The 11053-nt window shown below is 44.2% G+C and carries 15 protein-coding genes; 3 read left to right on the forward strand and 12 right to left on the reverse strand.

The genetic code is table 11. The features are described from left to right. The first annotated feature begins 71 nt into the window (after window positions 1–71). Window positions 72–284 (forward strand): hypothetical protein, encoded by a 213-nt coding sequence (locus J7E78_RS15300; protein WP_215077084.1) that lies wholly within the window; start codon window positions 72–74, stop codon window positions 282–284. Window positions 285–303: 19 nt separating this feature from the next. Here J7E78_RS15300 and J7E78_RS15305 read toward each other — a convergent pair whose 3' ends face one another. The 7 genes from J7E78_RS15305 to J7E78_RS15335 all read right to left on the reverse strand — a co-directional run bounded on the left by J7E78_RS15305 (window position 304) and on the right by J7E78_RS15335 (window position 6104). Next, window positions 304–597, reverse strand: a complete 294-nt coding sequence (locus tag J7E78_RS15305; RefSeq protein ID WP_215077085.1) for an RNA polymerase alpha subunit C-terminal domain-containing protein — start codon at window positions 595–597, stop codon at window positions 304–306. Window positions 598–915: 318 nt separating this feature from the next. After that, window positions 916–1428 carry a DUF4275 family protein gene (locus J7E78_RS15310; protein WP_251035036.1) on the reverse strand — a complete coding sequence of 171 codons (513 nt, stop codon included), beginning with the start codon at window positions 1426–1428 and terminating at the stop codon, window positions 916–918. Beyond that, window positions 1412–2053, reverse strand: coding sequence for an NUDIX hydrolase (locus J7E78_RS15315; protein ID WP_311517446.1), 642 nt, complete (start codon window positions 2051–2053; stop codon window positions 1412–1414). The genes J7E78_RS15310 and J7E78_RS15315 overlap by 17 nt, the downstream gene beginning before the upstream one ends. A gap of 128 nt (window positions 2054–2181) precedes the next feature. Further along, window positions 2182–2859, reverse strand: a complete 678-nt coding sequence (locus tag J7E78_RS15320; protein ID WP_215077086.1) for an ABC transporter ATP-binding protein — start codon at window positions 2857–2859, stop codon at window positions 2182–2184. Then, complete coding sequence (locus J7E78_RS15325) at window positions 2856–3986, reverse strand: ABC transporter permease (protein ID WP_215077087.1); 1131 nt, start codon at window positions 3984–3986, stop codon at window positions 2856–2858. The genes J7E78_RS15320 and J7E78_RS15325 overlap by 4 nt, the downstream gene beginning before the upstream one ends. A gap of 67 nt (window positions 3987–4053) precedes the next feature. Further along, a complete protein-coding gene (locus J7E78_RS15330; protein ID WP_215077088.1) occupies window positions 4054–5430 on the reverse strand; it encodes a sensor histidine kinase in 1377 nt (458 codons plus the stop codon). Then, window positions 5427–6104, reverse strand: coding sequence for a response regulator transcription factor (locus tag J7E78_RS15335; RefSeq protein ID WP_215077089.1), 678 nt, complete (start codon window positions 6102–6104; stop codon window positions 5427–5429). The genes J7E78_RS15330 and J7E78_RS15335 overlap by 4 nt, the downstream gene beginning before the upstream one ends. Window positions 6105–6394: 290 nt before the next feature. Here J7E78_RS15335 and J7E78_RS15340 point away from each other — a divergent pair, with 290 nt between their 5' ends. Next, a complete protein-coding gene (locus J7E78_RS15340) occupies window positions 6395–7378 on the forward strand; it encodes a cation diffusion facilitator family transporter (protein ID WP_215077090.1) in 984 nt (327 codons plus the stop codon). A 145-nt stretch (window positions 7379–7523) separates the two neighbouring features. On the opposite strand, the gene J7E78_RS15345 is transcribed toward J7E78_RS15340, so the two are convergent. The 5 genes from J7E78_RS15345 to J7E78_RS15365 all read right to left on the reverse strand — a co-directional run bounded on the left by J7E78_RS15345 (window position 7524) and on the right by J7E78_RS15365 (window position 10154). Continuing rightward, the gene (locus J7E78_RS15345) at window positions 7524–7820 is read right to left on the reverse strand and encodes an SHOCT domain-containing protein (protein ID WP_215077091.1); all 297 of its coding nucleotides are present in this window, start codon (window positions 7818–7820) and stop codon (window positions 7524–7526) included. A 324-nt stretch (window positions 7821–8144) separates the two neighbouring features. Next, window positions 8145–8705 carry a MepB family protein gene (locus tag J7E78_RS15350; RefSeq protein ID WP_215077092.1) on the reverse strand — a complete coding sequence of 187 codons (561 nt, stop codon included), beginning with the start codon at window positions 8703–8705 and terminating at the stop codon, window positions 8145–8147. Between the two features lie 130 nt (window positions 8706–8835). Beyond that, complete coding sequence (locus tag J7E78_RS15355) at window positions 8836–9309, reverse strand: NUDIX domain-containing protein (RefSeq protein WP_215077093.1); 474 nt, start codon at window positions 9307–9309, stop codon at window positions 8836–8838. A gap of 20 nt (window positions 9310–9329) precedes the next feature. Beyond that, window positions 9330–9878 carry an HAD-IIIA family hydrolase gene (locus J7E78_RS15360; protein WP_215077094.1) on the reverse strand — a complete coding sequence of 183 codons (549 nt, stop codon included), beginning with the start codon at window positions 9876–9878 and terminating at the stop codon, window positions 9330–9332. A gap of 60 nt (window positions 9879–9938) precedes the next feature. Continuing rightward, complete coding sequence (locus J7E78_RS15365) at window positions 9939–10154, reverse strand: hypothetical protein (protein WP_215077095.1); 216 nt, start codon at window positions 10152–10154, stop codon at window positions 9939–9941. Between the two features lie 478 nt (window positions 10155–10632). On the opposite strand from J7E78_RS15365, the gene J7E78_RS15370 reads away from it, so the two are divergent. Then, the coding region (locus J7E78_RS15370) for a hypothetical protein (RefSeq protein WP_215077096.1) at window positions 10633–11053 on the forward strand (421 nt) is incomplete at its 3' end.

Here is an 11053-nt window from a genome sequence, read left to right on the forward strand (position 1 = left end):
GCGTATGTCATAATGCTCTTATACAGATGTAGATGGTGACTCTGCATTCGACTAAGAAAGAGGTTATGGATATGTCCAATCCCAAAGTAAAAATTTTGCCTTTTGCCGACATTTCGAACGATGTTAAGGGCTTCGATATCGTTTCCACCCAGTGGGGCCGTGATGGCCTTGTCTATGTGCTGCTGATGAATCAGATCCCCGAAAGAAAACGAGGTATGTGTGAAGGTAACTTATTGTATCGGGTAACGATGGAGGAGATTACTTCAGCTTCTGGTTTGGATTAGTGGAACAGCGTGAAGAGGGTTATTTCTTAAAAGACAATCCCTCTTCTTCCAATGCAGTTCGAAGTTTAGGCATAGCAGATGGCCCGATTCCATGCAGCTTCAGGATTTCTTTCTCCGTGTACTCCGCAATTTGCAGTAGTGTTGTAATGCCTTCATTCTCCAAAGCACGTCTGGCGGGAGCAGACAACAAGGCTAGAAATCCCTCTGTCGGTTTACGTTCAGCTTCGCACGTTGGACAGGTTGGGCAATCACTTTTTTTATAATACGAATGTCCTTGTTCGCATGTTCTGAGTGTTCCTTTATCGTTTGCCATGTGGGCATCCCCTCTGAAAGTATTGTTACAATCTGCACTGGCCAATTCTAGTTGTACTAAAGTCCGCTTATTGTACTCTTCTGAATCAAAGCTTACATTCCGTACTCATCAAAAACGGTTGCATATTTCTTTTCCAATATCGTCCAGCGCTTTTCGGCTCCGTATTTGGCGTGTAGTTGCTGTAAATAATGCTTGGCTTCTTCCGTATCGCCGGCTTGTAGCAGAAAGTGGAAGGCTTCTTCGTTTAAAAAGTTCCTGCATAAGATATCACTCCAAGGCAAGTTTATTTCATACGTTGTTACCTTTTTTTGTTCAGAATCATGCTTGTTCTATTTTATAAAAATAAGGGCCACACATGGATTCGTGCGTATGCACATACGTCCATGTAAACGCTCGGTCGAAGATATAGATATCCTGCTCCGAATCAAAATCCGCTGCAATAATCCGTTTCGCGTTTTCGTATAAAAGCACCCAACCACCACTTTCATACATCACATATACTTCATCTTTCGGCTCGGCATTGAAAGCATCTCGTGCTTCATCATTTTTCCGACATTTCTGTTGTTCATAACTGAACAAATGCCACTTGTACTGGCTATAATGAATAGACTCTTTGACTACATCATCGATATTATTGGCAAATACGCTGTCCCATTGCTGTACAATCCCTTCGGATTCCTCGTACAGTTCGGACACGATAACTCCCTTATCCTGCAAGTTCTTCTTGAACATATATTCCTGATGGATACGCTCAATCCCCCAATATGCTCGGTTCAGTTCCAATTCGGGTAAAGTATCCAGCAGCTCGTTAATTTTATCTCGAATCATCATTACCTCCGTAGGCTATTTTGGAATTAGAATACCTGGTTCTTGCCTCACACTGTTTAGTTTCTTCTCGCAGCATATGAGCCAGTTTGTACATCTCCGCAATGTCATGCCTGTTCTGTTCCTCGAATCTTCGGATCGCTTCATCAATCTCTACCATCTCCACCGCAACCACCTGCTCGCCATCCTCCGGATTCAACGGATCACCGACAAGTTCAACATCTCCATATCCGATGATTCGTACGAAATGGGGATGCGGGATATGGGGTCGATACGGTTCCAACGCACTGGATGTACAGTGGAATTGACCAAAGATCTGATAGGACCGCATTTCTGCCCCAAGTTCCTCCATCAGTTCGCGCTTCAGTCCGTCCATATACGGCTCACCTGCTTCAAGCGTCCCTCCAGGCAGCTCCCAGTCTCCATTTTCCAGTTGAAAGACGACACATTGATCCCCGACAAATGGAATGATGCTAATATTACTCACCAGATTTTCATCCACGAGGTCGTTTAATCTGAACTTCGCCTCAATAATCCCCCAATGAATCGACGTACTCAGTGCCGGGAACTGTTCTGTATTCAAGCTGCTCAACCGCATCCGTTCCTCTCTATGTAAAATAAAATCTCTCACCTATATCTTCTCTTCCAATTATAGTTGAAAATGAAGAAAGAAGGCCAATGTCCCCTTTAGGGAGTCCATGACCTTCTTGTTCTAAACCACATCAGGTCGTTCCGTTCCTGACAAACTCACCTAATCGTCTAATGCTGCACCAGTTTCCCGTTTTCCAAAAAAAGAACCCGGCTACAGAGCGGTAAAATCCGCTCATCATGCGTAACCATCACTGCACTCTTGCCCTGCTCTTTCACGAGCCGTGCAATCATGCCGACAATATCCAGCCCACGTTCCGCATCCAGACTCGCTGTTGGTTCATCCGCGAGCAGGACAGCCGGATCGTTCATCAACGCCCTTGCAATGGCGACCCGCTGACGTTCTCCGCCAGACAACTTCTCCGTATACGCCTTCCGCCGATGAGTCAAACCTACCGTATCCAGCAGCGCATCCACTCGTTTCTCCGCTTTGTTTTTATCCGTTCCGGCGAGCTTTGCAACGACCATGAGTTGTTCTTCTACTTTCAGATACGGAATGAGATTGGCACTTTGAAATATAAAGCCGAGCTGCTGTAGCCGCACATCGGATATGTCCTGCTTGTTTTTGCCTATAATCGATGCTCCATCCAGCAGAACCTGTCCCTCCGTTGGTTCAAGAAGTGCGCCAGCAATGGACAGGAATGTACTTTTACCCGAGCCGGAAGGCCCCATCACGGCCACAAGTTCCCCTTCTGCAACCTCAAGATCCAGCTTATCCAGAATCGTGCGTTTGCTTCCTCCATCTTCAAAGGTTTGTGTAATTCCCTGCAATACCAATCGGTTTCTCATGCTGCTGTCCTCCCAATTGCATCAAGTGCATCAATTTTGGTAACTTTCCACACCGAGAATAACGAACCCGCCACAGACATGAGTATGAATAATACACAGGTCAGTGCGAGGGTGGAAAAACCCAATTGAAATGGCATTGATGCTGGCAAGATGGACTCGAACAGTCGAACCAATAGTACGCTAATCACCAGACTGCCAACCGACAGAACCAAGACTTGTAACGAAACACTACCCGCCAGATAACCATTTCGAGTTCCGATGGCTTTTAATATGCCGAACTGACTCGTTTTCTGAATCGTGATAACATAAAAGAATACCGCAAGCACAAACGCCGAGATGACATATAGAAATGCGATCATCATGAGCAACGATCCCTGTTCTTCCTTATATCCAGGAATGGCCGATACGGCATCCGACTTCGTGATGACTTCCGTATTAGGCATTGCAGCACTCAGGCCGTCTACCTGCTCGCCTGCATCCTTAATCGCAATGGCATTGTACACCGGAGTATTGGCATTAGTGTCTGCTGAACCTTGCGTAGTTCGTGAACCTTTTCGAAGCGTAAGCCATTCTTCTTCATTCAGGAACACGACCGGCGAGTGACTGAAAGACTCATTTTGGACAAATCCGCCAACGATCCACTCCATTCCCGACGCTTGATCGACCAGAACGGTGCCAATCGTCACACCGGATTCAGCTAACTTATGATCCACCACAACCTGCCCGTTAGTCTGATCCGTAATCGGAGTTCCTTCGGTAACCGCTGGAGCAAGCCAGCCTTCCGGATTCACCATGAACAACGTGACATCGATCTTTTTTGTGTCGCCCATTGGACTGACGGTTGTCATTTTCACACCGAGTGGCTCAGCGTTCTCTTGCCCCACTACGGAGCGAGCTTGATTAAGCTGATCCTGATACGCTTGTGACCGGGTAAACCGATGATTCGAATCCTGTTCCAGCACAAAGTGGGTTGCTGCCATATTTTTGATCGAAGCTGCGTTATCATACGCCAACCCCTGTGCAAGACCTGTAACAAACAGTACCAGAAATGAAACCAGCACCATGATTGTAGCAATTAAGGCATACCGCCCTTTGGCATACCTCATTTCCCGAATAGCCAAGTACATGTTCTGTGACCTCCCTCTTGATAACCCAAGTATAGGAGGCGAAAATGAACGGCAAATGAATAACAGATTACATCTGCGGAAGTGTCACGGTAAAGACTGTACCCTCAGATGAACTGGCAACCTCGATCGTACCGTCATGGATTCGGATAATTTTCTGCACAATGGCAAGTCCAAGTCCCGTTCGTCCGAAAGAACGTTCCCGCGCACGATCCACCCGATAGAAGCGATCGAACAGAAATGGCAGATGCTCCGCAGCAATCCCGTCCCCTGTATCCCGAATCTGAATCATACATTGGGTATCCGTCTGCTCGGCATGAATCTCGATGCTTCTTCCCTGTGGCAGATGATTCACGGCATTGCCCAGCAGATTCATCCACACCTGCATGAGCAGCACTTCATTGCCGACTAGCTGGATGGATTCGGGTACCGAAATCCGAAGCAGCAGTTCTTTTTCCTCAAGTTGCCATTGCAGCATCTGAACCGCTTGTCGGAACTGATCCCGCAGAGAGAACTTTACTTTGGTCAAGTCCTCATGGCCTTGTTCGAGTGACGACAGAAGAAGCAATTGTTTGCTGAGTAAGGAGAGATGACGGCTCTCCTCCTCAATGATGGATGCATAGTGCTCCCGCTCCTGTTCAGGCAGATCCCGATCCGCCACCAATTGGGCAAACCCCTGAATCGAGGTCAGCGGCGATTGAATCTCATGGGATACGTTGGATACAAACTGCTGCCGTGCCTGATCCACCCTCTCCAGTTCACGACTCATGGTCATGAAATGTTGGGCCAGTTGTCCAATCTCATCACGCCTTGCAGTAGGCAATTTTAGATTATATTTTCCTTGTGCAATCCGTTTGGTCGCCTCGGACAGACGTTCAATCGGATTAACCAGATAGCGGGTACTGATCAGAAAAAGCAGGATACTAATGCCCACCGTCAATGCTCCAATCAGCGCGAAGAATATACGCAGCTCACCGAATTGCAGAATTACATCCGGACGCATAAAGAGAGCGTAATTTGCATTGTCCAGCTGTAGATGAACACCCACGGTATTGCTTAATTGATTATCGAAGAACCCGGTAATGAACGGTTTGCTTGGAAACTGAGCGACGCCATGGTATACCTCACCATTCAGTACCAGTTCTACAGCTTGTTTGCCCAGATCTTTCTCACGGAATTCGCGGCCGTAGAATTGGTCGTTGCCCTTTCCATCCGTCACATAGATTTCGTATCCAAGTGCGGCGGCATTGTTCAGATACTGCTCCATCGTGCCGGGTTGCTGTTCCACAAATTGCTTCATTTGCGTCGCGATGCCCACCAGCTTCTCATCATTAAATTCCTTGAGCTTTGTATGATAGTAGATGTTCGACAAAAGAAAACCGAGCATGCCGCTGACCATAATCACCGCAATCGTAATGAGGAATACCCGGACGTACAAGGTCCTCAAGGTGTTTTCACCTCCATCTTGTAACCAATGCCCCGCACAGTCTGAATGACAAAATCATCCGTATAATCGGCAAAACGATCACGCAGCCGCTTGATGTGCACATCAACGGTACGGTCATCTCCTTCGTAATCTGCTCCCCATACGAGCCGAATGAGCTCATCCCGCGAGAACAAACGACCCGGAAACTGGGCAAGCTGTGAGAGTAATTCAAATTCTTTCATTGGCAAAAAGAGAATGGATTGCCCGTCGGTAACCTCCACATTGTTGCGGTCAATGACAATCCGGTTCATGCGGATGATATCGCTGGATGTGCGATGGTACCGACGAAACAACGCCTTTACCCGATAAACCAATTCTTCCGGTTCAAACGGCTTGGTCACATATTCATCCGTTCCTTTCAGATAACCGTCTCTCTTGTCGGATAGCTGATCTCGTGCCGTCAGCAACATAATTGGAATGTCGTAATGCTGCCGAATGTAATCACATAACTCCAGTCCGTCCATGCCTGGCATCATCACATCGAGGATCGCCAGATCAATCGGTGTTTCTTGCATCAGTCTGACCGCCTCCAATCCATCCTGCGCTTCATGGACCCTATACCCTTCCTTGGTCATGACATGTCGCAGGAGTGCTCGAATATTGGCATCATCGTCTGCCAGCAGCAGATGTTTCATATGGTTGTCCGCCCTTCTATGTAGCGAGTACATCTCACTTTGATCCTGCACAGATGGTAGCATAAAAGCAATCTCATTCGCCAGCACATGCATGGAGACACCTTGGACATGTTTATATTTTCTTAAATCTGGTTGACACTATTATGAGACGCAACTATAATAAACCCATAACATATGAACGAACGCTCATATGTTCATATGTTGGAGATCAACTATTGTTAAAGATCATTTATAGTCACACTAGAAATCATATTACATAACGGAGCCTCGCTCCAGAGGAGAGGATTTATATGTCCGGACATCATCACAGTCCCAACCATGGGCACGATCATGGACACAACCACGCTCACACCACCAATAACAAGAAAGTACTGTTGTTTTCCTTCATTATTATTACCATCTATATGATCGTCGAAGCCATTGGTGGATTCATCACCAACAGTCTCGCACTTATCTCGGATGCAGGCCATATGCTGTCTGACTCCATTGCACTCGGGATCGCTTTACTGGCGTTCACGTTTGGTGAAAAAGCGGTGAATACTGGCAAAACGTACGGATACAGACGCTTTGAGATTTTGGCTGCTACGTTAAACGGAATTACGTTAATCGCCATCGCGCTCTACATTTTCTACGAAGCGATTGGGCGTTTTATCAATCCCCCGGAAGTGGCAACCGTAGGCATGTTAATCATCAGCGTCATTGGATTGCTCATCAATATTCTGGTGGCCTGGATCATGATGCGTGGTAGCGATACGGAGAATAACCTGAATATGCGTGGTGCTTATCTCCATGTCATCAGTGACATGTTGGGATCGGTTGGGGCCATTGCGGCGGCACTGCTCATGATGTTCTTTGGCTGGGGTTGGGCCGATCCACTTGCAAGTGTAATTGTCGCTGCGTTGGTATTACGAAGTGGTTTCTATGTCACCAAATCATCTCTGCATATCTTGATGGAAGGTACTCCGGCCAATGTCGATGTGAGTGAGCTGGTGCAAACCATCAAACAAGTCGATGGCGTCAAAGGCGTACACGATGTGCATGTCTGGTCCATTACCAGTAACCTGAACGCACTGACCGCACATATCGTAGTGGATGGAACGATGGATGTCTATGCATCCGAGATCCTGGTTCAGAAGATTGAGCATATGCTGGAACATAAAGAAATCAAACATGTAACGCTCCAAGTGGAGTCCGAGAAACATCTGCATGACACCTCGGTATTATGTACCGTCAAAGGCGACGCACCGGATGCCCACGCACATCATCACCACTGAGATCTATATAACAAAATATAGTTATATCAAAACAGGACAGATTCCCGTTGAAGGGAACGCCCTGTTTTTTGTTTGTTTGCAGAAATTCAGTTTTGCATGAATAGAAAAATAGAATAACCTTTACCTTATCGCAGCAGACTCTGGACTACTTGTATCTGGAGAGTAACTTTTCTTTCTTTTGATCGAATTCATATTCTGATATGATATTTTTCTCTTTTAATTCACCTAACTGTAGCAGTTGTTCATGAACATTCACAGGGGTCTTTTTTCTCTTGCTTGATATGATCAAAGCTAGGATTGAGAAAAGTAGACCATACAGTACACCCAGAAGTCCCAAACCTGCCGCCGCCTCCGCACTTTCTTGCGAACCATCTAAAAAAAAGGTTATTAATAAAAAATTGAGCACGAACCAAATAAGGCTGAAGATCGATAAGGCTTTCAATGAATTTTCCTCCTAAATGTTATGTACGTTTCTATTCAAAACCAGGAAAGGCCGGCCAGAAGACTAAACATTAACCTCGTCCCAGTTTATAATGACGTATCCAAGCTAACGTTTTCTCACCTAAACATCTGCATCAATTAAATGATGTGATATCTGTGTCTTAGCCCTTTTTTCAAATTCATCAAACTGACAGAATAGTTTTTCTACTCTACTCATTGTCTTTTCCATAGGTAATTACCTTTCTCTTCAGTATATCTAAATCAATATTTCAGCTCATATTCATACCTCACCAATATCCTATTACCTATGATCAGATTTTTTCTTTCACTTTTGAATGTTGCCATAAAGTACCCTGGCTTGATCACAGTTCAATGGTTCAGTAAAAGGTACTTCCAAGAAGTATTCCAGCTGCCATTGCTGCGTTTTGAGAGCCTGCTTACTTGTTGGCTTGTCCCAAGGCGGATATACACGTATGGCGCGCTTGCCACCTTTGCCTTGATCCGATGTGATATCTCGCTGTAACAATACATGCTTTGGAAATACAAATTGACCAAAGTGGCTGCCTGCGCGCGTACTAATGACATACACATCTGCTGGATCTGATCCATCATATGGCTGTGTCGTTCCATCCTCACTCCGCTGCCATAGGGTAACAAATTGTCCGATCTTGGTTGGCGTGGTTTTGGCGACGCGGAATCGAATGGAGAGAGAATTTAAGGTGAACACATATGCCCCATATTCAGCATTTTGTGCTTCTTCATGTGGTTGGGAGCAATCAAATCCACACTTGTCATAGATAAGTTCTTTACTGGCAAGTAAGTCGCCATGAAGTACATCGGAGGTCGCCCAAGCATTCAGACGATTCAAACTACTTTTGTTATCCAACTTGTGATATCTCTCCTTTCTTGTATAGTTTATCGTTGGATTGATTAACATGTGGTTCTCCTCATAATAACTAGGATCTGAATTCATTTGGTAAACATAAGGTGAGTTTAGACTCCAGTTCCACGTTGGGTTATCTTTCAAAATGGGCTCGTTCTTCTTGGTTGGAGCTAAAAATATAATCTGGATAATGGTTTGCCATGGGTGGAAGCTGATTCTCCGGGAAAAACTGCAAATCCTTCATCTCTTCATTATCGGGCGTAAGTTGTCCAGATTTGATCCTGCATTCAAATACGATAGTCAAATATTCGACCTGATGACCGTTACTGTATGTAAACCGTCTTGCTTCACCTCCGTATACTCCGATAATCTTCTCGGGTTCAACGACCAGACCTGTCTCTTCCAGTGCCTCTCTCACCATCGCTTGCGCCGGTGTCTCACCAAGCTCAATCGCTCCAGCAATTAACCCCCAGGTTGATTCGTTATGTTTACGACCGAACAGAATTCCACCTTGTTCATTTCGGATAATCCCAGCGACACCTGGCATAAAAATAAGCTCGTTGCCGATCTTGTCCCTGAGGTTTATGTAATAGTCTGACATGCCCATACAGGTGTACCTCCTGTCTTTTATTCTCTGAATTCCTTTCCATGAATGATCCATTGTACGGCATCCCAAATATCCTCTGCGATATAATCAGGTTCGGTCTCCGTCCATTTGTCTCTGAATTTAGTTAATGAAGATTCCCCCCACCCTGTTCTCACCATGATCTTGGTCGCTCCTACGGCATGGGCAGCAAGCATGTCTGTATCTCCTACATCTCCAATAACGATGCATTTGGATAAATCCAGGCCGTGTTCCTCTGAAGCTTGCAGTAACATTCCGGGTCTCGGCTTTCGGCAACTGCATTCTTGCTCATGCGGACATATATAGGAGTGATCGAATCCATACTCGCGAAACTGCGCTTCAAACTCCTGAACACTTGCTTCTCCACGTGAGATTCGATATTGATTCGTAAACGCCAGTACCATAATTCCTTCTCGTTTCAAAAGCATAATTGCTTCTTGAGCATTGGGGTATAATCTGAAATCTCTCGGATGAATAAAATGACCTGTACCACCGATAGTTCCATCTCTGTCTATAAAAACAGCTTGTACATTCCCATTTGCTTTCATCATGGTCTGTTCCTTTCCGAGAACATATTATTGTATCTCTCGCCTCGATATAAAATTAGTTCCCTATACTTTCTCGTCAAAAATATGCTTGCTGTCATCTTGCTGCTTATGGTGTTGTTGTTTTTTAATTTCAGTTTTCAGATAGTGCACTTCTTTGATGAGTAGATCCAGCTTTTGGGATGATTTAGATGAATCTACGGCATAACGAATGATTGCCGCAAAGATAAGAACTACAATAATACTAATAATTGGTACGATTAAAGCCCAGAATAACTCCATATTGTTGTTCAACTCCTTGATGACTAAAAAACATCCATTGGTTAATAGTACCATTTCATTGAAACTAAAATAAAGGAGATATCCCTTTTCTCATCAAAAATTTCATCCACCATATATCAGAGAATTGATCAAGTAGTATATTCTATTTTCCAATGCACAATCAAGTATTTAATAAGCCATCACAATAACGTAGAATCTGCTCTAGAAATGGTGCATTTGTCGAATTCCATATCCATCGGGAACACTAGTAGAAGAATATTGTAATTTATTGAACCCAGTATTATGTTTCTATCCCTCCAATTTTATATTAGAGATAAATTCTCTTTTTCGCTATTTGATACAAATTAATTACAAATAAATCCATTGTTTGGGTTGAATTACACAATCACACAATGTATAATATGGGTGATTTTCCCTATTAAGGAGAGGGAAGGAATTGAAATTAAATAGACTATTTTTCTGAGGAGGATTTACACGTATGAAGAAAGTCATGAGTATTCTTTTGTCCTTTGCATTGATTCTGATGTTAAATGTTCCTGTTTATGCTGATAGCGGTTCTAACGATGCCCCCACGAAGTACTTAGGAACCTCAATGCCAATAAAAGAGTTCGATAAAGTATATGGTAGTAAAAATAGTGAGTCTCATGTAAACAAATTACAAAGTTCAGATGCGTTACTATTTCTTGATGAGATAACAATTGATCAAGAGAATGTTAGCTTTAATGCTGAAATTGAGTATAACAACTCTAAAAAAACATTAAATGCTAGTGGTAGTTTGCGTAGTAGTTACAAAAATGAAGATGGTATTAACAGTACCGTTGGAGAAATGATTGATCAAAGTAATGAATTTAATGTTCTTCTTTTTGAAATCTATGATGACACGCCTGTTGAATATCCTA

Source organism: Paenibacillus polymyxa (genome assembly GCF_018614975.1).
GTDB lineage: Bacteria > Bacillota > Bacilli > Paenibacillales > Paenibacillaceae > Paenibacillus > Paenibacillus polymyxa_E.